We start from the raw sequence: 25,490 nt of genomic DNA, 5'->3' as shown, positions 1-25,490 counted from the left end.
GGCACAGGATGAACGTATTCGGTGCCTTGCCTTTTTTTATTTACAGCATAGTAATGGAAGGTGGATGCGATATGGCTAAGCTTATATGACCTTTTATCAGGAATGGATCTTGAGCGGCGAAGATATTGTGCCGTGGGTGGTCAGCTTGGACCCGGCAGATTTTGATGCGTATGTTCGAGTCTTGAACGAGGCACATCTGGAGGACAATGTGCAGGAGGGCTGGGTGCCTGGCTCGACGTATTGGTTGTTCGATGAAGCGGGCAAAGTGGTCGGCGCAGTCAACATCCGCCACCGCTTAAACCAGAAACTGCTCGAGAGTGGCGGCCATATAGGCTATGGCGTAATCCCGTCCGAGCGGCGCAAAGGCTATGCCTCCCAGATTCTCGCACAAGCGCTGCAGATAACCGACACGCTTGGCATCCGCGAGGTGCTCGTCTGCTGCGACGAAGGCAACATCGGCTCGGAACGCACCATTCTAGGCTGCGGCGGCCAATTCGAGTCGAGCTTTACTGAAGCGCACGGCAACGTGGTGAAGCGCTTCTGGATTACTCGCACTGGTAGCTGATCCTAGGCGTGGCGAGTCGCTGAGAGCGGTAAAACCCTCTCTGAGCGTCCGGCGAACTCCGATTTAACGCGTGAGAGCGGGATTAACCTCTCTCACCGAACAAACACGTGCAAAATCGCCGGAAACTGCCACTGATAGCGGGAAAACCCTCTCTGAGCGCCCGGCGAACCCCGATTTAACGCGTGAGAGCGGAAAAATCCTCTCTCACTGAACAAACTCGGACAAATCGGCGGAAACTGTCACTGAGAGCGGAAAAACCCTCTCTGAGCGCTCGGTGAGCCCCGATTTACCAAGTGAGAGCGGGAAAATCCTCTCTCACCGAACAAACTCGATTTCACCCTGAACCGGGGTGGTCAAGCCTACAGTAATCCGATTCTCGGACTTCGGGCTCCGCCTACTTGGAACCAACTCAGCTCGCTAACGAACTCAGCCAACGTTATTTGCTCGTTTCAGAGGTTTTTTTACTTCTAACGAACTGTAATAATGCTATTTGCTGCAAGATCGTTGCTTTTCCTCGCAAATCCACCAAATAGCGCTATCACAGTTCGTTAAAATTTCCGAAGCGCCAATTTGGCACGAATAAGACGTATACGATTCGTTAGCCGAAGCGAGGTTTATCAAGCAGGGCTTCCGCCCGCTGCAACCACTAATCTTTATCGACGTTACTCATTTTGCTACACTTGGGTTATACAACGTGGGCAACTGTTCATGAGGGAGGCGTTATAAATGACCAAGCTTCGTCCATACATTTATTCTGATAACGCGAGGGAGCAAGCGAGCTTCTATGCGGAGGCGCTTGGGGGCGAAATTCTTAGTATTCAAACGTACAGCGAAATGCCGGGTGCAGCGACGGATGAGGATGATGGCGTCATGCATCTTGTGCTGCAAGCAGCTGGATTGCTGTTCTACATGGCTGACTCAGGATCGGTGGAGCGAGGCAACGGGCTTGATCTGATGCTGGAGTTTGAAACGGATGTGGAAGCAAAAGCCGTGTTCGACAAGCTGGCGGAAGGCGGTCAAATTATGATGCCGCTTGAGCGCATGTTCTGGGGTACGATGTTCGGCCGTGTGATGGACCGCTATGGCGTACGCTGGCAAATCGCAACGCAAGCGGGTAGCCATTAATCAATAAAGAGCCGTTCACGTAGGGCGACCTTGCGCCCCTGCATGAACGGCTCTTCTTTATTTAGTCAACATCAGTGATCTTCCACGCTCCGCCTTCCTGTACAAAAACAATTCCTTTCGTCCCAGCCCCCGAGGCGCTAGGATCAAACAAGTACGTGAACGTCACATAAGCGAGTAACGCGCCGCCGGGGCGATTCTCGAATGAGACGCTCTTCACGCTCGTAATGATCCGCTGCCCGATTGCTTCCGGGGCTGGCTGCACAGGCGCATCCTTCGCGAAGAGCGCCTTCAGAGCAATCGCATCGCGGCTATTGAGCGCCGCCACATACGCGTTGATGCTCTTCGCGATGGCGAGCTTCTGCGCGTCGGAAGCATATTTCTCCGGCGCAAGCAGCAGCGGTTTCACCGTTAGATTGGCGCTGCGAACAGCCGGCGTCCAATCGACAGCGCTGCCGAAGGCGGTCGCCGTGGCGCGCAGCGGCAGATATACCGAGCCGTGCAGCAGCACCGGCTTCGAGCTTGTGCCCGTGAGCAGCTTGCCGTTCACCCAGACAGAGAGCGAGCGTTCGCCAGCCGTTACTGCACGGCTATCAGGCAGAACTGCGCCGAGCAGCGCCGCTTTATGTGCAGCGTCCCAAGTGACCGGCCAGCCGAGAGCATTTGCCAGCGCCCGCATCGGCAGCAGCATGACGCCGTTCTGGACGACGGGCTGCAGCGCAGGGCTGCTTACCGGGATGCCATTAATGGATAGCAGCGGTTTAGTTGGTGCTGTGACGGTCATCTCGGGCATGCCGGCTAGGCCGCCGGTGTCGTAGTAGAGCCATCTTTTGCCGAGGCTTAGCGGTTTAAGAGAGCCGTCGAGCGCCTTGCCATAGGCAGGCATCGTGAAGGTGAAATCATATCGTCCTTGCGTAATCGGAGCCTCGTAGATGAGCAGAGCTTGGCGGGAAGGATAGTACACGCCGCTTGCGGACTTTATGCTGCTGGAGCTCCCGTTCTCATTGATAAAGATACGAATCGCACCTTGCTCGCTAGAAGCATTGTTGCCCTTTATATGAAGAGGCTGCCCAATCTGAGGCTTCATTGTGCTGAACTCAGTCTGGTCCGGCGCGATGAGCAGCTTGTTCAGCTCATTCACAGCTGCGGTGTCCTTCGCCATATAGTCGTTGCCCGCAAAGTCGAAGTAAAGCTTATCCGCGCCTCCAATGAGGATGCCGAATGTGCTGCCATCCGCTAAGGTAACGTTCACTTTGGTCGAAAAGTAGATCAGCATGCTGTCCATCGAAGCTGTTTCCGTATCCGGTTCTGCTTTGTCCATAAGACGGTTCATAATCGCTGCGACTTTCGCGATTGAAGCTTTGTCGGCCTGGCGCGAGCCGAATAACGGAACATAAGTCATATCGGAATGTCTCATCTGGATCGTCGCGATATCTTCTGGTTGAAAAGCTGTAGCTGATGCAGTAACAGCAGCTGGAGCTGCCATAGCTGCAGGGATGGCGAGAACGCTGCTTCCTGTCAGGAGCAGTGCGGCAATGCCGAGCTTGAACAATCTAGCTTGAAGCATGAAAAGTTCCTCCTTGTATGGATGGTTATGTCAGTATAGACAGCAATTGAGACAAGAAGGTTGCAGCCATCACAACATCAAGTTTGGAAAAATTTAGCGCAAAAAGGATCTGCAATCACATCGATCGCCAGATCCTTGGTAAGCAACTCGTTATTTTGAAAAATCAACTAAATCCTTGCAGAAGCAGTTGTTGCCCATCTGAAATTAGTATACGCTTGGGAAAGTGGCTTGAATGAATGGATTATCGCAGGAGGTGTTACCCATGTTTGAGTGGAGACGACTGCTCCGATTTAATCGTTATATCGGTAGAGGAAACGAAGAGATCGACTATCAGTGGCCGACTTCCAAATTCCCGATTATCAGCATACGCACAAGCGCAGGGACCGGTAAGCCCAAAATCGCGCTTGGACTTATTGCGCTCGGCGATATAGCGGTTGGAGTCGTGGCGGCAGGCGGCGTCTCGCTTGGCGTGCTTTCGTTCGGTGCGGTTGCGATTGGCGGCATGCTTGCACTCGGCGCGGTTGCGATTGGTAATGGCCTCGCAGCAGGTGCAGTAGCGATCGGGGATCTGGCCGTCGGTGCGGTCGCCATTGGACAGTCCGCTGTAGGCGCGGTAGGAATCGGCGAATATGCGCTTGGTGCGGTTGCGCTTGGAGAGCATGTTGCTGGAGTGGTAGCGATCGGCGAGCGCGTATACGGCATTGTCGCCATCGGAGAACACGGCTTCGGGCTCGTACCGATTGTCGGAGATTTTATAAGATGGATTGCCGGCTTGTTCCGCTAAGCTTTTAACAGATTTCGCCTTTATGCTACAATGGACAACAAGAAGAGCGTACAAAGGAAGGTTACCCGAATGGATAGCGTTAATATTTTGGGAGTCCCGTTCTCGAAGCGGACGATGGAAGATACAGTGAAGCTGCTGCAGAAGCAGCTAGCAAGCACGGACAAGCCGTTGTTCCACTTGATTACGGCGAATCCGGAGATCGTGATGGCAGCGCGGTCTAACCCGCAGCTGCGTGAGATCGTGCAAGCGGCAGATCTGATTACGCCAGACGGCATCGGTGTCGTGCTCGCTGCCAAATGGCAGGGGGACCATGTGCCGGAGCGCGTAACGGGCTATGATATGCTCGTTAAGCTGCTGGAAGGGGCGAAGAGCCAGCCGTTCTCGCTGTATGTCGTCGGTGCGGATGAAGAGACGAACGCGAAGGCAGTCGAGATTATTCAGGATCGCTATCCCGGCGTTACGATTGCTGGACGGCATAACGGCTTCTTCAATGCGGAGCAGGAAGCAGCTCTCGTCGCGGATATCGAACAGAAGCGCCCGGATATGCTCATTGCTGCGCTTGGTGCGCCATTCTCGGAGAAGTGGATTTATAAGCATAAGAGCCGCCTTAAGGCGAAGATTGCTTTTGGCGTTGGAGGCAGTCTCGATGTCATCGCCGGCAAAGTGAAGCGTGCGCCGGTCATTTGGCAGAAGCTTAATGTGGAGTGGCTGTACCGTCTGCTCAAGCAGCCGTCTCGCTGGCGCAGGCAGCTCGTGCTGCCGAAGTTCGCGCTGACCATCCTTACATCGCGTAAACCGCGCTAATCGTTAATATTGAAGAGTCCTTGTGCTGTTGAAGGGCTCTTCTTTCATTGTCACAGATCGTTTCGAAACGATGTGATTGCAATCACACCGGCCGGTCATCTTCTCTCGCTATACTTGAGTCATCACAAGAGCAAGCTCAAGCTCAAGCAGAAGAAAGCGGGGAGTAAACCATGCTAAACGATAAAACGATCCAAATCATTAAATCGACCGTCCCAGTGCTCGAAATCCATGGAACTGCAATCACGAAGCGATTCTACGAGCTGTTGTTTTCTCGTTATCCGGAGCTGTTGAACCTCTTCAACCATGCGAACCAGCGTCAGGGCAGGCAGCAGACGGCGCTTGCGAATGCGGTCTATGCAGCCGCGCTGCATATCGACAAGCTGGAGATGATCCTTCCAGCGGTGAAGCAGATCGCGCATAAGCACCGCAGTCTTGGCGTGAAGCCGGAGCAGTATCCGATCGTTGGCGAAATGCTGCTTGCGGCAATCAAGGATGTGCTTGGTGACGCGGCGACAGATGAGATTCTGGGAGCGTGGGCAGAAGCTTACGGCATCATTGCAAAGGTGTTTATTGATGTAGAAGCGGACATGTACGAGGCAGCGGAGAAGCAGCAGGGCGGTTGGGCGGATTACCGGGCTTTCCGCGTGGAGCAGAAAGTGATCGAGAGCGACGTGATCACCTCCTTCTATCTGGTGCCGCAGGATGGCGGTAACATAGCTTCTTTTGAACCGGGGCAATATGTAAGTGTGAAGCTAGACATTCCGGGTGAAGCCAATACGCATATCCGTCAGTACAGCTTATCCGACGCGCCTGGAAAGCCTTATTACCGCATTACGGTGAAGAGGGAAGAGGCGCTGCAAGGGAAACCGGCTGGGGTAGTATCGGTGCACTTGCACGAGCGAGTTCAATGCGGGGATGTGCTCTGGTTGTCGGCACCTTCAGGCGCCTTCACGCTTGATCAACAAGATGATCGGCCGCTTGTGCTTCTCAGCGGCGGGGTTGGTCTGACTCCGCTAGTGAGTATGCTGAACACAATTACAGAAGCCAATCCAAATCGTAAAGTAATCTTCATCCATTCCGCTCAGAACGGCGATGTCCATGCGTTAAAGCAGCAGGTGAAGGAGCTTACTGACACTCATCCGCAAGCATCCGTTCACGTTGCGTACAATAAGCCGACGCCGCTTGATCGGAAGCTGCAAGCATTCGACAAGGAAGGCTATATTGACCTCCCATGGCTGAGGAAGGTCGTTCCAACTACGGATGCGGCATTCTACTTCTGCGGTCCGGTTCCATTCATGCGTACGGTGAACAGCTTATTGAAGGAGCTAGGCGTTAGCGCAGCAGATATTAACTACGAATTCTTTGGTCCAGCGGGTAGTTTGGAAGCGGATGAAGCTGCCGCGCAGCCTCAGACTCAGCAATAATAGGCCTAGCGCTGAAGAGCTACGACTTTGTCTGAGAGCGCAGCAACCGGTTGATCGTCTCGCGCCGAAGTCCGATCAATTGGCCGATCTCGTCCTGCGTGAGCACTTCCGTCAATGTGGCAGGCGCGATATAGAGCTGGAACCAAGTCTCAAGCTTGCGCAGCTTCTCGGCTGGCGTGACTTCGATTAGCTGATCGATGCGCTGCTGCATCATCCGCAGTTTATTTTGCAGCTGCTGAGCAATGTCTAGGCATCGCTGCGCATCCTGCTTCAGCGCTTCATACCAGGCGGCCTCCGGCAGAACATCGACCTCGCAAGTTACGAGCGCGACGGCCGAGCCGTTATAGGGATTAGGACTTATGAGCGAATGATGAGGAATCGTCTCGCCCGGTACGATAATGTTGACGATGAATTGCGAGCCGTCTTCGTGGACGCGGACGATCTTCAGCATGCCGGACTTCAGATGATACAGCGATCCGTACTCGCCCTGTCGGAACAGCACTTCGCCTTTATGTAGAATCATAGTGAATGTCTCCTGTATAAAGATAAAACAAATCGCCCCCATCTTGCCGGTTATGGCAGGCTGAGGGCGATTGCTCTTACTAGGCAGTCGTCGGGGGAACGAATGTCCGCCCTGCAAATTCACTATCAAGCATGAAGAACGCATTGCTGTCTTGATCAATTCGTTTCAGCTTGTTAATGATGCTGTCGAACATCGCTTCTTCTTCGACTTGCTCGTCAATAAACCATTTCAGGAACTGCATTGTCGCGTGCTCGCGATCATTCAGAGCAAGATCGGATAAGTGATAAATCCGCTTCGTAACTTCTTTCTCGTGCTCAAACGCATGCTCGAAAGCATCCAGTATGGAGCTATAGTTATTGTTAGGTGTGCCCATGCCGACTAGGGTTGCGCGTTGCCCGCGATCATTCAAATACTTGTACATTTTCATCGCATGGAAGCGTTCTTCTTCGGCTTGAACAATAAAGAAATTAGCAAATCCATCGAGGCTCTCTCCAGAACAGTAAGCGGCAATTGCCAGGTATACGTGTGCAGAATAGAACTCGAAGTTCATTTGCTCGTTCAAAGCTTGGCTGAGTGTGTCTTTCATCATCGGCCGCACCTCCTTATTCAAGTGTTAGTATAAAAAAGAAAAGAGACGAAGTGGTAGCCCATCTTACAGGAGCTGACAACTTCTTCCCCTATCGTACCATACTATTCCACATTATCCTATCCGGTGCTTTAACTTCTTATACAGTTTATCAGCGGACGGAGCGACAATGACTTCAGTCTTACCAATCAGCACCATGCATTGCTTGGAACACATCTTACAGTTGCCTAGACAATCCTTCTTCTTCTGCTTCAGATCAGGGAACTCGTGCTTCAATGCTTTGAAGACGGACTTCGAGCCGTGTTTGAAGTTTCTACAGCAATACTTGATCTTCTTCATCTGTCGAAACCGACCTCTTTCGCAATGGTGGTAGTTGTTAACAACATAATGATATTAATTCTCATTCTCACTGTCAATTGTTATTTGAGATAGGCTGTCCGTTTCGCCTTGCTTCGCGTAGCTCACTGACTTATGATAGGGAACAATCAGGAATAAAGGAGCTAGTTAGCAATGAGTATGAGTGGACAGCAGCGTTCCAATATTCGCCCGGGTATAACGGTGGATATTGTATTGAAGAAAGACCAGGCGAGCGGACGTACGACTCGCGGTGTGGTGAAAGATATACTGACCAATTCGCCGAACCATCCGCATGGTATCAAAGTAAGGCTGCAATCCGGCGACGTTGGCCGGGTGAAAGCGATTATTGAGGGATAGAATCGAGGATCCAAGTATTTGCAACACTGCGGCAAAATGAGTAGGATTAGAGGAAGTAAGCGATTTACTTCATATAGGTAAAGGGGCCGCGCCTTCGATGAATCTTCCGCAGTCGATCTCAATTCCTCATCTAGCATCGCTCATCGTTACGTTACTATCCGGCGTCGCCGTTATGTTTCTTCGGCTGCGCGCGAGCAACAAGCCGACGACGATGCGCAAAATCATTATTCCGCCGATCGGCATGTCGACCGGCTTTCTTATGTTTGTCGCTCCGTTCACGAGGGTTCCATGGTCGTGGGCGTTGCTTGCTTTTGCCGCTGGCGCGGTGCTGTTCGCATATCCGCTTATCCGCACGTCCAAGCTGGAGCGGGTAGGCGATGAAATTATTTTGAAAAGGTCCAAACTGTTTATTTTCATCCTGCTCGGGCTGCTCATCATAAGGCTGTTCGTTCATGATTTAGTAGAACAGTCGATGACGATTCCGCAGACAGGTGCTCTCTTCTTCATACTGGCATTCGGTATGATTGTCGTATGGCGTGCTGCAATGCTTCAAGCTTTTCTTAAATTGAAAAAGCGGGGGTAACAAGGAATGCATATGCCAGAAGCGGTTGGACTCATGTTTGAGAAATGCGTAGCAGGCGATATAGCGGCAGTTCGCGAGTTGCTCGCGAAGGATGCAACACTAGCAGCGGTGAGCTTAGGATACTTCACACCGCTGCATTTTGCTGTGCGCGAAGGGCATAGTGAGCTGACTCAGCTGCTGCTCTCCTATGGGGCTGACGCATCAGAGCAGCCTTGCCTCAGCTGGCAGGATTCGCTGCTGCAGAAGGCGCAGGACCGCGGCCATAACGATGTTGCGATGCTGCTGCGTGAGCACCTGCAAAGCACCTTGAAAGCGGAGCCGATCGGCGAGAAGCTGGCTGCGCTCATTCGCGATCGCAAGGTCAAAGAGCTGCTGCAGCAGCTGGAGCAGCAGCCGGAAGCCATTCATGCCAGCGATGAACGCGGCAACACGCCACTGCACTGGGCCGTCATGACCCGGCAGCTCGAGCTGATCGATCAGCTTCTGGCAATGGGGGCAGATCCGCTCGCGAAGCGCGGAGATGGAAGCCAGCCTGCGCAGCTAGCGCTGGAGGGGGATTACTTCTACCGTGCCAACCGGAACTTGCCGTCTGATGCTGGCAGAGATGCGAGCTTCTTGCTCGGCTATCTCACCGGCAAAGGCGGAGTGCCGTATGATATCTACCTCGCTGCTGCAGCCGGTGATGCACTGCGTGTAGACGAGCTGCTGAAGCAGAATCGCTCGCTAGTGCAAGAGCGAGATGCGTCCGGACGGTCAGCGCTCTACTATGCTGCGAAGCGTGGGTTTGTGGAGGTTGTGAAGCGGCTGCTCGCCGCTAGTGCAGATCCGAGTGCGCCGGAGCGGGATGCGCCGCAGGGAAAGGCGCTATATGCTGCGGTAAGAGGCGGGCATACCGAATGCGCGAAGCTGCTGCTTGAGCATGGAGCAGACCCGAACGCAGAGGTAGAAGCGAGCGGCAATGCCGTTTACGCAGCGCTGCAGGAAGGTCGCCAAGAACTGATCGAGCTGGTCTATTCATACGGCGGCAATGTAACGTTAACTGGCGCTTGTGCGCTTGGACGTATTGATCTCGTCGGCGAGCTGCTAACGGCGAATCCTTCGTCTATTGACGGCGGCGATTATGGACCGCTGGCGCAAGCGGCAAGCTGCGGCTATACGGCAATCGTCAGACTGCTGCTGCGCCATAACGCACCGCTGAACGATCCGTGGTATGCAAGCAATTATTTGCATTATGCTTGCTCGTACGCAGATGCGGATATGGTGAAGCTGCTGCTCGAAGGCGGCGCCGACCCGAACCATACGAATTGGCTTGGCGTCAGCTACTTGCATCTGGTCGCGCTGCAAGGCAAGCTGGAGCTTGCGGAGCTGATGCTTACTCACGGCGCGAGCCCCGAGGCTGTGGACGACGAGTACCGCACAACGCCGCTTGGCTGGGCTGCGAAATATGGCAAGCTGGAGATGGTGAACTTCCTGCTGCAGCAAGGTGCCGAGGTAGAACCGGCGGAGGTGCCGCAGTGGGCGACTCCGCTCGCTTGGGCACAGCGAAGAGGCCATGAAGAGATTGCGCGTCTGCTGCTCGCCCACCGCTCAGCGGCTGTCTGACAGTTGACAGTGGTGGCCTCAACTGGTATTCTAGCAGCATAAATTGCATGCAATTTAATTGTGTTATATAAATATAGCATCTTGAGAGAGGGAGGCAGCGATGGATAAGAGTGCTCAGTTCACGCTCGATAATCAGCTGTGCTTTGCCCTTTACGCCTGCGCACGCGAAGTGACGAAGCTGTATCGGCCGTATCTGGATGAGCTTGGCATCACGTATACCCAGTATGTAACCTTGCTTGCGCTGTGGGAGAAGGACGGGGTGCCCGTGAAAGAGCTTGGTGCCAGGCTGTACCTGGATTCCGGCACATTAACGCCGCTTCTGAAGAAGCTGGAAGGCATGAACCTCATTCGCCGCGAGCGCGATTCCGGCGACGAACGCAGCGTTCTTGTCCGTTTAACGGATGAAGGCAAGGCGATGAAGGAGCAGGCGATGTTGATACCGGAACGCGTCTTCTGCCAGACGAACCTGCCTCCTGCCGAAATCGGCATGTTGCGGGACCAGCTGCAGAAGCTGACAGCGTCCGCGCATCAGAGTACATGCAGTACGACGCAGGAGTCGTAGAATTATTGAAGAACCACATTGTTACCGCCCTAGAACGGCGGAGCAGTGTGGTTTTTTTGTTTTTAGCAGATTAAGAGGAAATACTGAGCTCGAAACAGGAGCAATCGTCGAAAATAAATGAAAAAATGCACTTTTGCAGAGGAGAACTAGCCCTCCCACCAAGCCATGTTGGCATTGGAAGAGAGAACGCCCGCGACCGTCAGTGAAGCGCTGACGGTGATGGAGATGGACTGGTTCTCCGGGACGATGAGCCCGCCGGTGTAGTCGAAGCTGAACATACCCGCGTTTAGCGGAACGGTGAAGAAGCTGGTACCGCCAGAGATGGCGCTAGTCGAGCTTCTCGATGTCATCACGCTGGTAGCGGAGCTGCCGAATAGTGTATTGAATGGCGTTAGCGTGGAAGGGGAGCTGATCGTTCCAGCACGCGTAATGGTTAGGGAACCGCTAAAGGTGGAGAGCAGACTCAGCGAGACGCCGACTCCGCCTGTAATGCGAGACACGTAGAGTGTGCGGCCGCTGCCGGAAGGATTGGAGATTTGGATGGATGCGGTGACCGATCCGCCGAGGATGCCGAGCGAGGAAGAGCTCGAGAATGTAGTTATGAACTCACGGGCGGCGACGGTTGCGCGATTGTCGGGCGGAGCCGTAACGCCAGGCGCTGCATACGTATTGACAAGCTGGCCGAACAGCTTGCTGTTGGATTGGTCAAAGACAGAATTATTGGGCATGGATAGTTACGCCTCCCACCAAGTTAGATTAATGGCGCCTGTTAATGACCCCGTTCCAAGCGTCACCGAAATGGTGCGATTCTCCTGTACGATGAGGCTGCCAGAGAAAGCAATATCGAATATTCCCGAAGTCACCTGCATGATAAAACAGGTCGTCGGCGTGCCGCCAAGCGTCCCTGTGTTCTGTTTCGTCGTGGCGATGCTGGTCTTGGAGCTGCCGAACAGCGCATTGAACGGTGTTGGCGTTGTACCGCCCGTAATCGTCCCTGCGGAGGCGACCGTAAGAGTAGCGGCTGCAGTGGTGCCGCCTGCTATGCGCGAGATGTAGAGTTTTTTGCCGCTGCCGGAAGGGTTGGTTGCTTGCAACAGCAAGGAACTGCCGCTCCCGACGCTTGTACTACCTGTATTGAGAATGAATAAAATGCCGCTCTTCGCCGCATCTGCCTCGGGCCCTTCAATGACGCCGGGCGAGGTGTAGGCGTTATTTTGCTGCATATAGATCGGATTATGCTCGGTATTAAAGATGTTGTAATTGTTCATGCGTCATCTCCTCAGGCGGGCCAGGCCGATAGTAAGTTGCTCTAGTATATGGCGATAGAAAGCCACTTGTCCTAGGGAAGTATGGAGTTTGGAAAAAAGGTATGAATTGCCTGTGTACAACCGCCGTTTCCATATAAACAGAGAGGACATAGAGTAAAGAAGCGTAAACGCCAAGGGGAAGATGACATGAGTGAAAGCAGAAAACAATGTTCCAAGGGAAGAGAGGAATCACTTCCCCCGCGATGCGGAAGGAACGGATCAACTAAAAAACGCAAACGTCAGCCATCGTGTTCAAAGCCCCATCCGGCATCTCATAAGGGGGTGTTCTCGGAACGCAAGTTTTTGAACATCGTCACGACCGACGAGTTTGTCGCCTTGCCTTCGCAGGACGCATCCACCAAATCTGTCTATTCCTACGCGATTGTGAATGACGGTGAGGAACCGGCGGTTGTGAAGCTGGAGATTGGCCCCAATGGCATTGATTATGCGACAGACATGGAAGGAGTTGTGGAGAACGAAAGTATGGGCATTGTTGTGCCTTCGCGTTTTTTGCGTTATACGCGAGTGGCGGTGAAGTCGGGCAAACCAGGCAAGCCGACAGTGCTCTGCGTTTATTTTCAGGCTCAAAATATGAAGTAGCTGGTTTATGAAGGAGTGAGATGTCATGCCGAACTTTTCTAGCTTTAACCCGAATCCGGACAACCTGCGGACGCTGATTTTTGGCCAAGATGGGACGCAGACGGCTAGAGCCGTAGCAACGGATACGCAGGGTCGTATACTGAATATTATTATGGATGGTACGATTACGAGCATCTCGGGCGTTACCATTTCCGGAGGAACGGTATCGGTCGGTACAATTAACAATCTGCTGAACGGTACGATTACAAGCGTGATGGGAGCGACGATTACAGCCGGAACGCTGTCAGCTGTGGCTAACTTGCTTGACGGTACAATCACAAGCGTAATGGGTGCCACAATTACAGCTGGAACGCTGACCAACTTGCTGAACGGTACAATCACAAGCGTAATGGGAGCAACGATTACGGCCGGAACATTGACCAACTTGCTGAACGGTACGATTACAAGCGTGATGGGAGCAACGATTACAGCCGGAACGCTGTCAGCCGTGGCTAACTTGCTTGACGGTACAATCACAAGCGTAATGGGAGCGACGATCACAGCTGGAACGCTGACTAACCTGCTGAACGGTACAATCACAAGCGTGATGGGAGCGACGATTACAGCCGGAACATTGACCAACCTGCTGAACGGTACGATCACAAGCGTAATGGGAGCGACGATCACTGCCGGAACGCTGAGCAGCGTAACGTCGATTTCGCAGAAAAGCTTTGTTGAGCAGGCCAACGCATCGCTGCCAACCGTCGATGCTTATACGGCGCTTGGCGCAGTAACGACAAGCGTGCTCGGAACGTACTCGTTCTTCGTGTACAACAGAGGACCAGGCACAAACAGAGCAGACGCTCGGGTTGAAATTAGCGCAGACGGTACCAACTGGTATACAGACGTCGACACATCGACAGGAATTGCCGTTGGCGGCGTAGATGTGCTTGTGCCGCAACGGTTCCTCAAATATACAAGGCTTGCTTACCGGTCCGCTACAGCGGGCAGTGCAACGACGGTCGACGTATTCTTTAACGGACAAGGCACTTAACCTAGGAGTGTGATTTAATTGCTGCTCGGCATCCATGTACTCGCATGCAATGAGGAAGATGTTCTGGATCGCTGTCTTCGCAGCGTTCAAGGGCTGGCGGATGAGCTTGTCGTCACGGACACCGGCTCTTCAGACCGTACGGTCGATATTGCAAAATCATATGGAGCAAGAGTTGTGCACCATACATGGACGGATGATTTTGCAGCGGCGCGGAATGCCGGTCTGGACGCCGCTCGAACGATTTGGGTGCTTGTGTTGGATGCGGACGAGCAGCTTGCAGCTGGGATAGGGCGTGCAGAAGTGCGTGAGCTGCTGCGTAAAGCAGACAGCGATGCTCTGCGCGTCACGATTCTGAGCCAATATGGCAACGGGGAAGGCGAATCGCTTACACATGAAGCGGTTCGCCTCTTCCGCGCGGACTGCGGATTTCGCTACACAGGCATCATCCATGAGCAGCTGGTCCGCTTCGAATCCGGTGTGCGGATTGGAGTGGACGGCCGCCCATGCGGAATTCCTCTGCTTCATGATGGCTATCTGCCCGAAGCGCTTGCTCTTAAAGACAAGGCGCAGCGCAATCTTCGCCTTATTGAGAAGGCTTTGTGTTTCACCCCGGATGACCCGTTCCATCTCTACAATAAAGGCGTGACGCTCTGCCAATTGAATAAGCCAAAAGACGCCTGCGAGGCGTTCGCTTTGGCATATTTGCTCGTGCCTGGCGACGCGCCATACCGACCGACGCTGGTACGCGACTGGGCAAAGGCGCTGCTGGCGGAGGGCCGCGCCGATGAGGCAGCTGCGATGCTATATCGGGAAGTCGATCGCTACGGCGACTATCCCGATGTGCAGCTGCTCTACGGCGACTGCCTGATGCGCCAGCATCGTGTCGTGGATGCGCGCAGCGCCTACGAGGCGGCGCTGGAAGCGGGACGGGCGGCGAGTTCTGCCGCCGCCCGCTATGTGGTGGAAGCTGGCGCGGGCAGTTATCGCGCCAGCTGCGGGCTCGCGCAAGCGGAGGCGGCGCTTGGCCGCGCCGAATCCGCGCAGCGTTTGTTTGAAGCGGCGGCAGGCGAAGCGCCGCGCTATGTTCCTGCCCTGGCCGGCTGGGCGGATAGCCTGCAGGCTGCGGGCAAGAGCGATGAAGCCATCCGCGCTACGATGGCTTCGTGCGTGGGGCTCGAAGCGCCGGAGCTGCTGGCGCTTCAAGCCCGGGTGCTCGGCGGCATCGGCGCGTATGCCGCCGCGCTGCCGCTCTGGCGCGAGGCGGGGCCGCTCACGCCAGAGGATGCGCGCGCCTACGCGGCTTGCTTGATTGGCGCGGGGCATGCGCGCGAGGCGCGGGCGGTGCTGATCGCCGCTTGGGCGGCGGGCGGACCAGCCGAGGAGCTAAGCGTGGATGCCGCGCTGTGCAGCTGGAGCTTGGGAGAACGGATAGAAGGGAGCGATCTTCCGTGGTCGGAGCTGCTGCTGATGGTGGATCGGCTATTGGATGGCGAGGAGGCGGCGGCGGCTGAGCCGCCAAGTACAGGACAGCTGCAGTGGCTGCTGACCCGTGCGCTTGAGCTTGGCATGCTGCCGCTCGGAGGTCGGCTTAAGGCGATTAGTGCCTCGCTTGGCGAGCGGTACGCACTTTCGCTTTATCGCAGCGGCTATACGGATGCCGCCGCGGATTTGATGCTGAAAGCGATGGCGCAGCGGCAGCTGGCGCAAGAGGAGCTGAGCTGTCTCGGCGAGCTGCTGTACGGGAAGATGCTCTATGGCGGAGCGCTCGCGCTGTTCGAGCAGGCAATCGAGGCTGCAGCAATTGGGGAGCTAACCGAAGCTGGAGCAGCAGGAGTACAGGTGCAGGTGGATGCAAAGTTGGGTGCTGCTGCGTGCTCGCTATCCTTGGCAATGGAGGCGCTGCTGCCTTGGGCTTCCGCGCAGCCGGCGCTAGGAAGCGGCTGGCCGCATACCGATCTCGAGCACATTCAGTCGGCGCTTATCCGCGTGCATGGCGCTGGATGGCGGACATCGTTCACCGGCGCGCAGAGGAGGCGGGCGCATGTCCTTGAAGAAGAAGGCTAGCTTAATTTCGCTGTGCATGATTGTGAAGGATGAAGCGGCGAGCCTGCCTCGCTGCCTTGGAAGCGTGCAAGGCGTAGCCGATCAGATCATCGTCGTTGATACAGGCTCAACAGACGATACAGTTGCCATTGCGAAGCGGTTCGGTGCGACGGTGGTACGCGCGCAGTGGACGAATGATTTTGCCGCAGCGCGTAATATCGGGCTTGCCAAAGCGACAGGTGAATGGATTCTGTTTCTCGATGCCGATGAGGAGCTGGATGCGGGATCCGGCGGACAGCTGCGCGCGCTTGCGCAGGAGCAGGAGATTACGGGTTATTTTCTAAACATATGGAACTACATGGGCGATGGAGGCGGTGAAGGGGCGACGATCAATCCGGTGCTGCGGATGTTCCGAAACGATAGGCGGTACCGGTTCGAGGGGCGAATCCATGAGCAAATCGCCGGGCCAATCACACAGCATACGCCAACAGCGCGGTTTCATCTGAGCGACGTCATTATTCATCATTACGGCTACAAGCGGGAAGTCGTCATTGCCAAAAATAAGCTGGAGCGCAATCGCGAGCTGCTCGAACGCGCCACCGAGGAGGAGCCGGATAACCGATTTCATTGGTATAACCTTGGCGTGGAATATTTTCGCGGTCATGCATTGGAGGATGCTCTGCGTGCATTTAGGCAGGCAAGGGACGGAATCGATTACGCAGCAGTCAGCTATGCGCATCTGCTGATGAAGCATGAGGTGCAGTGCTTGCAGGCGTTGCGGCAATGGCAGGAATCGCTTGCGCTGGCGGAGGAAGGGCTAGCGTGGTATGCGGACTATCCAGATCTATGGCAAGCCAAGGGAGTAAGTCTTGCAGCGCTTGGGCAGCGTCGGAAGGCAGCGGAAGCTTTCGCCGCGGCGATTCATATCGGGCGGGCGCCGGCGATCTATCATACGGAGGATGGCATGGGCTCGTACCAGTCGGCGTATTGGCTTGGCAGCATGCATGAGGCAGAGCTGGATTACGATACCGCTGCTCATTGGTATGCGGAGGCAGTGCGGTTTCGCGGCAGCTTGCTCGCTCCGCTATATCGGTTATGCCATATGATGCGCATCTGCAGCAGTGAGGAGCGGCTCGCGCAATTCGTGGAGGAGCGTTTTACGCTCGATTCGCCGGAGGCGACGGTCAAGCTGGCGGATGTAATGCGGCGAAGCGGGTGTTATACAGCGCTTCGGCTATGGTTGTCACGGCGGTTAGCTGTTGCGGGGACCGAGGAACGGGCGTTGCTCTTGCCTTGGCTTACGCTTGCAGAGGAGTGTGAGTCTCTCAGAGATGGTGGTGGTGATGGTTTCGGTATGCCTTCGAAAGCAGCTGCGGATTCGCTCGGGCAGGCGATGGCATGGCTGGAAATGCCGGAGCAGTCGCCATTCCCGGACACGGCGCTGGAATGGTTGCCACTGCTCATACGCGGTGGGATTGGCGGAAGTCGAGTAAAAGACGTGGTCGGCGCGCTTCTGGATGCAAAACCGGACGGAGCAGGAGCGGACTCAGGCTTGGACTCAGGCACACCGGGTACATTAGGTGCGGCGAATGGCGTTAGGCACGCAGCTCGCGCTCTCTGCGCATTGGCTGATTCCCGCTTGGCGGAGGTGCAGCGGGTGACGGGCTTCGCCCAGGCGGCTCAAGAAATGCGGCTGCTGCTTCCGGCACAAGGCGAGGGGGAGCGCTAAGCAATGGAAGCTCGCGGTGAGGAGACAGCACGGCAGCTGCCGGTATCACTCTGTATTATTGTGCGCGATGAGAGCCGATTTCTAGCGGATTGTTTGCGCTCTGCCGCTCCGTATGTCGCAGAGATGATTGTCGTGGATACCGGCTCGACGGACGATACGATAGCTATTGGGGAGCAGCACGGTGCAAGGGTGTATTCTGTGGCGTGGACGGATGATTTTGCAGCTGCCAGGAATGTCTCGCTGGCGGCGGCGCAACAGCCGTGGGTTCTCGTGCTTGATGCCGATGAGCGGCTTGAAGTGAACTCCATAGCAGCTTGGTCGAGATTGCTTGCGGATGAAACCAAGCTCGGTTATTTCATCCAGCTGCATAGCTGGGTCGGTGGAGATGACGGCACGGTTGTGACGGACGCGGTGTGCCGCTTGTTTCGCAATGATGAACGAATCCGGTTTCGCGGCATCATTCATGAGGAAGTTGCGACGAGTATTATGGAGCTTGGCGGAGCGGAGGCGGTTGGTTTTATTGCTGGCTCTGATGCCGGAGCTGAAGCCGGAGCCAAAGCGGGAGCTATTGCCATCTGGCATGAAGGTTATCGCGATGAAGTAGTGGCGGAGCGTGACAAGTATGCGCGTAATCAACGGCTGCTGTCGTTGGCGCTCAAGCAGGACCCGAGCAACCTTACGCTGCGGTATGCAGCGGGAACGGAGTTGTTCGCGGCAGGGCGCTACGCGGAGGCGCTGGAGTGGCTGGAGCCCATAGTCTTGTCAGGGCAGGAGGCGGCCGGTTATGAATCAGATGTGCTGCTTAAGGTCATCCACGCTTGCCGCGCTGTCGGGCGATTAGCTGATGCTGTTCGTTATGGAGAATCAGGCGTGCAGCGGTACGGGAATTTTGCAGATCTGCACGAAGCCCTTGCGGAGGTGCTGCTGGAGCTGGACGATGCGGGAGGTGCGCTTGGTTGCGCCCGAGCGGCGCTTGCGGCGGGAAATGCGCCGGCGCATTATTCAACGGCAGCGGGGGCGGGAACGTACCGTTCGTGTTGCTTGGCGGGGGCGGCGTATGAACGATTGTACCTTTTCGATGACGCGGCGAGGTCGTATGTAGAGGCTATAGAAACAAGACCAGACTATATACCGGCTTGGCAGCGATTGCTGTTGTTAGGAGGCTTGGAGCCGAGACTGCGAGAGTGGTGGGGGCAGGCAGCAGATGTATTGCGGACTACAGGCAATCGAGCGATTGTATCGGCTTCTGCAGGAGGTATGGCTCTGACCGATATGTTATGCGATTTGCGTCTGCCGGAGGAAGCGGAACGTTTATGGATGACTGCATTTGCGGGACGTGGTATCGATGTAGAACCAAGTTTATTCGTCAAAGGGATATGGCAAGCCCAGCGGGGGGATACTGCAGGCGCTATGAGGCTATGGCAACAGTGCTCTCGTCAAGGAAGGGACTCTGCTAAGCTAGCTGATGTATATCTATCGGCGGCTGTTGCTGTTATTGGGGATGTTGGAGACGCAGCGGGGGTACAGGCGCAAGCGGCGGACGGTACTATGGCGCGTGCGCTGCTGCGGCTCGGCGCATGGGATGCTTGGCTACGCCTGCCGGCGGTGGCGCAAGCAAGGGTGATGGGCGGCGGCGGACTGCCGCCGCTGCTATTCGCTGCGCTGCAGCGCGATCTGCCGGCGGCGCTGCGTGAGCAGCTGCGCGCCGCCTTGCAGCACCGCCTCGCTGCCGGATGGACCTCGGCAGCATGCGGTAACTGGCGTGCGGCGGCGGATGACTTCGCCGCCGCAGCCTTGGATGCGGCGGCCCGTCCGTGGCAGCAGCGTGCAGCGGCTGCGGGACTCGCTGCCGGATTCGCCGCGAGGGCTCGTGCGGCGGCGGGCGCCGGCGCATACCTGCCGGCATTACGCAGCGAGGATGCGCTGCCGCTCATCCTCGGCACGACGGTGCTTTAAGCCTCCCCCACCACAATCAGACAGGGGCACGCTCAAACTGCTCCTCCAGCAGCTCGCCCCAGCGGCTCTGCCATCTTGCGAGGTCGAAGGCGAACGCCGTCTCGCGTGCGCGAACGCCGAGTTGCTTACGCGCTGAAGCGTCTTCCAACAGCAGCTTCACGGCGCGGTACAGCGCTTCTTCCGTCGGTGATACAAGCAGCCCGTTAAAGCCGTCGATAATGAGGTCATTCAGCCCGCCGACATTGGTGGCGACAATGGGTAGGCCGCAGCTCATCGCTTCGAGGCAGGAGAAAGAAGTTCCCTCCGAGTAGACGGTCGGTATGGCGGCGACATCCGCGGCCTGGTAAGCCTCTCGTACAGAGGCGAACGCATAGGTGCGGTGCGCGATGCGATTTCGGTGGGGATGGCTGCTCAGCCAAGTCTGGAAAGCGACCGCAACCGGTGTCCCCGAAACGAGCTCGCCGGCAAACTCAACTGTCAGGGAATGAAACTCCGGCAGAAGTCGGTCGGTTAAGAGCATCATCGGCACGATGCCGCGCTCGTAGCTCAGCCTTCGGGGATACAATAAACGAAGCTCATCTGTTATCTGTGCAGTCGCTTTCTTTTGCACTTGCTCTTGCTCCCCACCATCCCCTTCATCGCCGCTTTCAACAGGCATAAACCAAGACGTATCCACCGCATTCGGCAGAAGCACGAGCCGCTCGGCGTCATCATAGGAACAGCAGGCTCGGCAATAGGTCTGAAAGTGAGAATCGACGCTTACAATCCGATCAAGTCCGCTTACTGCGCCTTGAATCATGACCGCGACGTCGGCTTTGACTGCCTCGCTCATATCATGCCAATCCCAGCTGACGCCATGGCAAATCCCGATGCTCCCCGGTCGGTAGCGAATCGGATGCCACAGGCAGCTGCCGTAGATGACAAGCCCCTCCGCATCGGCGGCCATCTGCTCGAAGGCACCGGCAATGTCATTTAGTTCATACTTGTACCCCCGCACGGCGACGCCGAGATAAGTTGTTTCAAAGCTGTTGAAATACGACAGCTGATGAACAACCGCCCGCCAGCCGCGGCTCTGAATGACACCGCACAGGTCATAGATATACCGCTCCAGCCCCCCGCCAAAAGGTCTCGTATACGCTTCGCCCTCCGCATATCCATTCAAATAGCTGTGCGTTAATATCGTCACGGTTCTCATGTTTGCGGCTTCACCTCCTCATCTTCCTGCCAGCGCACCAGATTGGGCTGCGGATCAAGAATGGAAGCATATTGCGCCAAGCTGCCCCATTGGCCTTGCGGATCCAGCTGCATATAGCGCTCATATTTGGCGCGGCGCGAAGCTTCATCGCCTGCCCAGCCGTAATGCTTGACGCGCAGCTCCGAACCGATTCCCTGCAAAGCGGAGCAGGAGAGAGGCAGCCGCGGCACATGGTGATCCCAAGCCGGATAGAAGTAGGAATACTGCGGCATGTAACGGACGAGCATCATCGTATGCCGCTTGTGCAGTTGCCAGAGCGAATCTTCCCGGTAGTAGGCGAGCGAACCCCAGAAGTCGTACATACGGAAGCCGACCCAGTCGTATCGGTCCTGGTCGATGAGCTGCCGAAGCTGAGTCTTCGCCTTCTTCTCAAAAAATTCATCCGCATCGATAGCCAGCAGCCAATCGGGCTCCGTCTGGACGGCAGCCTCCCAGAGCAGATAGCGGAGCTTCGCTTCCTGTCCGAACAGGGGCTCCTTGAGCTCCACGATTCGCTTCACCTTATCGAAGGAGCGGCAAATCTCCGGCGTATCGTCATCGCTGGCATCGTCGACAATGACGATTTCATCGACGAGCGCGGACAAGTCGGCAAGCGCGGCCTCCAGGTAGCGCCCTGCTTCATTGCGCACCTGCATCATCGCCGTCAGCTTGTTTCCGGTTGATTTACGCAGCGGCTTGCTCATGCAAAGTCCCCCTCCGACAGTCGCTGTGCCTGCCCGTCGACAGCCGCCAGCTCCGCAATCGCTTGAAGCGGCTCCGCGCCATGCATCGCAGCTTGGAGCATGGCGTGAATCGCCTCGTGCCGCTTGCCCTGCAGCGCGAGCGCCGTGCCTTTGAGCAGCTGTCGCTTCGTACGGGCTTCAGCGTTTCGAGTCTCGCTGAGTAGCGGCAGTGCCAAGTCCGGCTTGTTGCAAGCGGAGTACACATCGAAGAGCAAGGAGCGGACGAGTCCGTGACCAACGCCATCTTCTAGCCGCAGTGGCTCAAGCAGCGCAGCCGCACCCCGGTAATCCTCATTCATCCGCAGCAGCAGCGCGGAAGCAAGCGCATTCTGCCCTTCATCTTGCAGAGCGGACATGGTCGCATGTGCATTGCGTTCCGCATCCGTCACCGCACTAATTCCGTAGGTAGCGATCGCATCGTAGGGCTTCCCCAGCTGCGAACGAACGGCTGAGAGGAAGCGAAAATATGTCGTAACAGCCGTGTCGTCGCCGGTAAAGACGGCCTGCTCGAAGGCGAGCTTCGCCCAATGCTCCGCCTGCTCATAGCTGCCAAGCAAATAAGGATAGACCGCTTGGAAGAAAGACTGCATCGCTGAGGGACGCAGCGCCTTCAATTGTTCCTCGCGAAAATCCTTCCTTCGCTGCAGCTGCAGCTTCGCCAGCGAATCGAGCGGTTTGCCGCTGATTGCATCCAAGGCAGCGGCATCGGCGATCGCATCCGAGGCGAGGTCGAGGCCGTCGCGGAGGAAGACGCGGCAGCGCCGGAACCACTGCTCGAAGTAGAGCGGTTCGGAGCTTGCCACGACCATCGTCGCCGCAGCGCATAGCGCGTCGCGGCAGCGCAAATAAGCGTCATCCCCGAACTCCTGAGACTCGGGGAGAAGCGCAATGACAGCGGCCGGAGAGCGCCCGGCAATTTCATAGATCCAACAGGGGTGCGTGACAACCGCCGCGGTTTGCGACCAAGGCAGTGGCAGTGCGTGCAGCTCATCTAACGTAATCGGGCGGAAGGAGGAGGGAGCGCCAGACAGCCCGGCAGGCGACGTGACTACATAGACGGTCCGTTCGCGTCCGGCGGTCGCGAGTATCGTCTGGTAGGGAAACGACTCCCACGTACAGTGCGGAAACAACACAATCGAGTCGATCATAGACGGGCATCCCACCGTTTCTGCCTTTGGAAAGGCATCCTAACGAAGCTTCTCATCCATTGTATGGAAGCGGCATGAGCAACATTCCATCCAGAGGTTGCAGGCTTCCTGGGATAAAGGAAAGAGGCCCCCCAGTAGTGGGGAGCCTCACTCATCTCTCTGTATTAAGCTTGTTTGCCAGCTTCAAGCTCGATCGAGATTTTCACTTCGTCGCCGATCAGAACGCCGCCTGTTTCAAGCGCTGCGTTGTACGTTAAGCCGAACTCGCTGCGTTTGATTGCGCCTTTCGCGCTGAAGCCGGCTTTCTCGTTGCCCCAAGGGTCTTTGCCGCTGCCTTCGTAAGTGACTTCGAATGTCTCGGTGCGCGTTAGGCCGTGCAGAGTAAGATCGCCCGTAACATCATATTCGCCGTCGCCTGTGCGAACGATCTTCGTTGCTTTGAACGTCAGGTTCGGATATTGCTCGATGTTGAAGAAATCGCCTGTGCGCAGGTGGTTATCGCGATCTGCGTTGCGAGTGTCGATGCTGTTCAGCTCAACGGAGAACGCGATGCTCGCCGTTGTCAGATCTTCCGGATTCGCTTCGATTTCAGCGCTGAAATTGTGGAACGTGCCTTTTACTTTAGCAATCATCATGTGACGAATTGTGAAATCTACAGAACTGTGGCTTGCATCTACAACCCATTTGGATACGGACATGATAATAGCCTCCCATAAATACTTACTTTTAATAATAAACTTAATTATCTAAAGTAAGTTTAGCGGAGTGCTATACCATTGTCAACAGAAATATCTTGAATTTAAAATAAATATTCATTTCGCTTCGGGGTAGGGGAACAGATCGACCATCCGAGTCGTTTGTCCGCTCTCATTGGTGAACACGACATGCTCGCGCCCGAAGCCGCGCGGACTGTCCAGCCCGCAAGCAGCAGCCAGTGAGAACAACCCTTCCCGCAGCTGCAAAATATAGTTCATGACGCGCCACTGTTTCTCTTCCGGAGCGAGCGCAACCTGATATTTGGAGTCCGTCGTCGTAATGCCCGTCGGACATTTGCCGGTGTGGCACTGCAGCGCCATGATGCAGCCGTTCGCCATCATGAAGCCGCGCGCGGAGTTGACGCAATCTGCGCCAAGAGCAAGGGCAATCGCGACTTTATCCGGCGTAATGAGCTTGCCGGAGGCGAAGATGCGAATGCGGTCGCGCACGCCGAACTTGCGCGCCGTATCGTCTAGAATGACGAGTGCGGCGTAGAGCGGCAGCCCCATGCCGTCCGCCATCGCTTTGAACGTCGCGCCTGAGCCGCCCTCGGAGCCGTCCACCGTAATGAAATCCGGGTACGTGTTCAGCGCCTGCATCGCTTCAAACAATGGCTCGAGCCGCTTCGGATCGCCGACGACAATCTTGATGCCGACCGGCTTGCCGCCAGCTTCCTGCAGCGTGCCTACGAAACGGACTGCTTCCTCCGCGTTCGTCAGAAACTCGAACCGGTTAGGGGAGTTGACCGTCTTGCCGACCGGAACGAGCCGGGCTGCCGCGACTTTCTCCGTCACCTTGGAGCCTTCGAGATGGCCGCCGCGGATCTTCGCGCCTTGATGGAACTTCAGCTCGAATGCCTTGATATTCGGCACTGCGGCTTTGCGCTTGAATTCCTCGATGGAGAACTGACCCGTATCATCGCGGAAGCCGAACATGCCGGGACCGATCTGCGAGACGACGTCAACGCCGGTAGCGAGGTGCACATCCGCTACGCCGCCTTCGCCTGTATTAATCCAGGAGCCGCCTGCCATGTGAGCGCCGCTGCCTGTGGACTGGATATAATGCTCGCCGACCGCGCCGAAGGAGGTCGCTGACGCGCCGAACATTCCTTTGAGCCGCCACGGTTGTTTGCGGTTCGGGCCGACTACGATGACATCGTCGTCATGGAGCAGCCAACGTTTTACCGATTCCTCGACGAATTTCTCCTGCCGGGTGAACAAGCCCTCATCAGTGATGACATACTTCTTCCCTTGCACAAGTTCATTATTATCGACCTTCAGCTCGCTCGTCAGCTTCGGGAACATCGCGTTGGAGATATAGAAGCCGGGCTTCTCATAATCGCGACGGCCGCCGAAGGAGATGAGGTCGGTCCGGTATTTGGCCGCATAGACGAGACCTACGAAGTCCGCACGGGAGAATGGCTTGCCCTCGGTATCGCTGTCGAACCAATACTGCCGGAATTCCGGGCCTAGCTTCTCGAGCAAATAGCGGATCCACCCGAGAAAAGGGTGCGAGCGAAGAATGGAATGCTTCGCTTTTCTGGAGAGAGAATACATGTAGCTGAAGAAGATGACGACGGGCAGCACAATAATAACAAGCAGGGCGGAAACGAGAATTGTAGTCACCATGATGAATGGCCTCCGATTGTGATTTTGTAGGGACTATTGCCAGTTTTAAGTATACCATGTGCTTCCAGTTTTTAACCGTGGTGGGGGATGTGAAATGTGGATGAAGAAGCCTGGACAGGAGCCTGGACACGGGTGGATTTGGCTTCGAAAAAAAAGTGGTGTGTAAAGGTGAAAATAAAAAGAGTCACCTGTTTAAGTGACTCCCGGATTTTCGGATAAGGTTCGTGATTCCAAGTTCTTCGGCTACGCTTACGGTTGCCACGAAGGCTATTTTGCCTCAGATGTCCCTTTTGAAACTCTAACGGTTGTATGAACGGCTATTTGGCGAAATGGGTAGCCAAATCAATCGATTTGAGCCCATTAAGCTCTCTGGCAACCGTTAGATTTTAGAGGAAGCTATATATACGCAAATAAGCGCTAGGGTAACCGTTACAATTTCGATTTAGCGCTTCGCTAACTTTCTGAAGGTTTCGCGAT

General features: G+C 55.7%; 25 protein-coding genes. 14 read left to right on the top strand and 11 right to left on the bottom strand.

What is annotated here, in order from left to right:
* Window positions 1–85 precede the first annotated feature (85 nt).
* Entirely contained in the window at window positions 86–565 is a 480-nt protein-coding gene (locus AC0YNX_RS19675; RefSeq protein ID WP_475817403.1) for a GNAT family N-acetyltransferase, read from the top strand.
* 726 nt (window positions 566–1,291) lie between these two features.
* Entirely contained in the window at window positions 1,292–1,690 is a 399-nt protein-coding gene (locus tag AC0YNX_RS19670; protein ID WP_475817402.1) for a VOC family protein, read from the top strand.
* Between the two features lie 61 nt (window positions 1,691–1,751).
* Here AC0YNX_RS19670 and AC0YNX_RS19665 read toward each other — a convergent pair whose 3' ends face one another.
* Window positions 1,752–3,254, bottom strand: coding sequence for a stalk domain-containing protein (locus AC0YNX_RS19665; RefSeq protein ID WP_475817401.1), 1,503 nt, complete (start codon window positions 3,252–3,254; stop codon window positions 1,752–1,754).
* A gap of 262 nt (window positions 3,255–3,516) precedes the next feature.
* On the opposite strand from AC0YNX_RS19665, the gene AC0YNX_RS19660 reads away from it, so the two are divergent.
* From AC0YNX_RS19660 to hmpA, 3 genes are all read left to right on the top strand, one after another.
* On the top strand, window positions 3,517–4,038 hold the full coding sequence (locus AC0YNX_RS19660; RefSeq protein ID WP_475817400.1) for a hypothetical protein: 522 nt from the start codon (window positions 3,517–3,519) through the stop codon (window positions 4,036–4,038).
* Between the two features lie 69 nt (window positions 4,039–4,107).
* Window positions 4,108–4,842, top strand: coding sequence for a WecB/TagA/CpsF family glycosyltransferase (locus AC0YNX_RS19655; protein ID WP_475817399.1), 735 nt, complete (start codon window positions 4,108–4,110; stop codon window positions 4,840–4,842).
* A gap of 170 nt (window positions 4,843–5,012) precedes the next feature.
* Complete coding sequence (gene hmpA / locus AC0YNX_RS19650; RefSeq protein ID WP_475817398.1) at window positions 5,013–6,266, top strand: NO-inducible flavohemoprotein; 1,254 nt, start codon at window positions 5,013–5,015, stop codon at window positions 6,264–6,266.
* A gap of 19 nt (window positions 6,267–6,285) precedes the next feature.
* Here hmpA and AC0YNX_RS19645 read toward each other — a convergent pair whose 3' ends face one another.
* The 3 genes from AC0YNX_RS19645 to AC0YNX_RS19635 form a co-directional block, all read right to left on the bottom strand.
* Complete coding sequence (locus AC0YNX_RS19645; protein WP_475817397.1) at window positions 6,286–6,789, bottom strand: Crp/Fnr family transcriptional regulator; 504 nt, start codon at window positions 6,787–6,789, stop codon at window positions 6,286–6,288.
* 79 nt (window positions 6,790–6,868) lie between these two features.
* Window positions 6,869–7,375 (bottom strand): ferritin, encoded by a 507-nt coding sequence (locus tag AC0YNX_RS19640; RefSeq protein ID WP_475817631.1) that lies wholly within the window; start codon window positions 7,373–7,375, stop codon window positions 6,869–6,871.
* A 114-nt stretch (window positions 7,376–7,489) separates the two neighbouring features.
* Complete coding sequence (locus AC0YNX_RS19635; RefSeq protein ID WP_475817396.1) at window positions 7,490–7,714, bottom strand: DUF1450 domain-containing protein; 225 nt, start codon at window positions 7,712–7,714, stop codon at window positions 7,490–7,492.
* Between the two features lie 177 nt (window positions 7,715–7,891).
* Here AC0YNX_RS19635 and AC0YNX_RS19630 point away from each other — a divergent pair, with 177 nt between their 5' ends.
* From AC0YNX_RS19630 to AC0YNX_RS19615, 4 genes are all read left to right on the top strand, one after another.
* Window positions 7,892–8,089: a YwbE family protein gene (locus AC0YNX_RS19630; RefSeq protein WP_126020029.1), complete on the top strand. Its 198-nt coding sequence runs from the start codon at window positions 7,892–7,894 to the stop codon at window positions 8,087–8,089.
* Between the two features lie 97 nt (window positions 8,090–8,186).
* Entirely contained in the window at window positions 8,187–8,672 is a 486-nt protein-coding gene (locus tag AC0YNX_RS19625; protein WP_475817395.1) for a CcdC family protein, read from the top strand.
* A 6-nt stretch (window positions 8,673–8,678) separates the two neighbouring features.
* Window positions 8,679–10,274, top strand: coding sequence for an ankyrin repeat domain-containing protein (locus tag AC0YNX_RS19620; RefSeq protein WP_475817394.1), 1,596 nt, complete (start codon window positions 8,679–8,681; stop codon window positions 10,272–10,274).
* Window positions 10,275–10,374: 100 nt separating this feature from the next.
* Window positions 10,375–10,836: a MarR family winged helix-turn-helix transcriptional regulator gene (locus AC0YNX_RS19615; RefSeq protein ID WP_475817393.1), complete on the top strand. Its 462-nt coding sequence runs from the start codon at window positions 10,375–10,377 to the stop codon at window positions 10,834–10,836.
* Window positions 10,837–10,982: 146 nt separating this feature from the next.
* Here AC0YNX_RS19615 and AC0YNX_RS19610 read toward each other — a convergent pair whose 3' ends face one another.
* Together AC0YNX_RS19610 and AC0YNX_RS19605 are read right to left on the bottom strand one after the other, a co-directional pair.
* Entirely contained in the window at window positions 10,983–11,564 is a 582-nt protein-coding gene (locus AC0YNX_RS19610; protein WP_475817392.1) for a hypothetical protein, read from the bottom strand.
* A gap of 6 nt (window positions 11,565–11,570) precedes the next feature.
* Window positions 11,571–12,104, bottom strand: coding sequence for a hypothetical protein (locus AC0YNX_RS19605; RefSeq protein ID WP_475817391.1), 534 nt, complete (start codon window positions 12,102–12,104; stop codon window positions 11,571–11,573).
* A gap of 342 nt (window positions 12,105–12,446) precedes the next feature.
* Between AC0YNX_RS19605 and AC0YNX_RS19600 the strand changes: the two genes are divergently transcribed.
* From AC0YNX_RS19600 to AC0YNX_RS19580, 5 genes are read left to right on the top strand one after another with little or no spacing between them, the layout of a single operon-like run.
* Complete coding sequence (locus AC0YNX_RS19600; protein WP_475817390.1) at window positions 12,447–12,743, top strand: DUF6385 domain-containing protein; 297 nt, start codon at window positions 12,447–12,449, stop codon at window positions 12,741–12,743.
* Between the two features lie 25 nt (window positions 12,744–12,768).
* Window positions 12,769–13,776 carry a DUF6385 domain-containing protein gene (locus AC0YNX_RS19595; RefSeq protein ID WP_475817389.1) on the top strand — a complete coding sequence of 336 codons (1,008 nt, stop codon included), beginning with the start codon at window positions 12,769–12,771 and terminating at the stop codon, window positions 13,774–13,776.
* Window positions 13,777–13,794: 18 nt separating this feature from the next.
* Complete coding sequence (locus AC0YNX_RS19590; protein WP_475817388.1) at window positions 13,795–15,840, top strand: glycosyltransferase; 2,046 nt, start codon at window positions 13,795–13,797, stop codon at window positions 15,838–15,840.
* A complete protein-coding gene (locus tag AC0YNX_RS19585; protein ID WP_475817387.1) occupies window positions 15,818–17,548 on the top strand; it encodes a tetratricopeptide repeat-containing glycosyltransferase family 2 protein in 1,731 nt (576 codons plus the stop codon). Before AC0YNX_RS19590 ends, AC0YNX_RS19585 begins: the two co-directional genes overlap by 23 nt.
* A gap of 3 nt (window positions 17,549–17,551) precedes the next feature.
* A complete protein-coding gene (locus AC0YNX_RS19580) occupies window positions 17,552–19,504 on the top strand; it encodes a tetratricopeptide repeat-containing glycosyltransferase family 2 protein (protein WP_475817386.1) in 1,953 nt (650 codons plus the stop codon).
* A 16-nt stretch (window positions 19,505–19,520) separates the two neighbouring features.
* Here AC0YNX_RS19580 and AC0YNX_RS19575 read toward each other — a convergent pair whose 3' ends face one another.
* From AC0YNX_RS19575 to AC0YNX_RS19555, 5 genes are all read right to left on the bottom strand, one after another.
* On the bottom strand, window positions 19,521–20,699 hold the full coding sequence (locus AC0YNX_RS19575) for a glycosyltransferase family 4 protein (protein ID WP_475817385.1): 1,179 nt from the start codon (window positions 20,697–20,699) through the stop codon (window positions 19,521–19,523).
* A complete protein-coding gene (locus AC0YNX_RS19570) occupies window positions 20,696–21,442 on the bottom strand; it encodes a glycosyltransferase (RefSeq protein WP_475817384.1) in 747 nt (248 codons plus the stop codon). The genes AC0YNX_RS19575 and AC0YNX_RS19570 overlap by 4 nt, the downstream gene beginning before the upstream one ends.
* Window positions 21,439–22,629 (bottom strand): hypothetical protein, encoded by a 1,191-nt coding sequence (locus tag AC0YNX_RS19565; protein WP_475817383.1) that lies wholly within the window; start codon window positions 22,627–22,629, stop codon window positions 21,439–21,441. The genes AC0YNX_RS19570 and AC0YNX_RS19565 overlap by 4 nt, the downstream gene beginning before the upstream one ends.
* A gap of 164 nt (window positions 22,630–22,793) precedes the next feature.
* Window positions 22,794–23,327, bottom strand: coding sequence for a YceI family protein (locus tag AC0YNX_RS19560; RefSeq protein WP_475817382.1), 534 nt, complete (start codon window positions 23,325–23,327; stop codon window positions 22,794–22,796).
* A 114-nt stretch (window positions 23,328–23,441) separates the two neighbouring features.
* The gene (locus AC0YNX_RS19555) at window positions 23,442–25,013 is read right to left on the bottom strand and encodes a glutamate synthase-related protein (protein WP_475817381.1); all 1,572 of its coding nucleotides are present in this window, start codon (window positions 25,011–25,013) and stop codon (window positions 23,442–23,444) included.
* Window positions 25,014–25,490: the final 477 nt, after the last annotated feature.

This window comes from Paenibacillus sp. J31R98 (genome assembly GCF_056269245.1).
The sequence above is the reverse complement of the archived record's forward strand: the minus strand, read 5'-3'. Positions and strand labels throughout refer to the sequence as shown.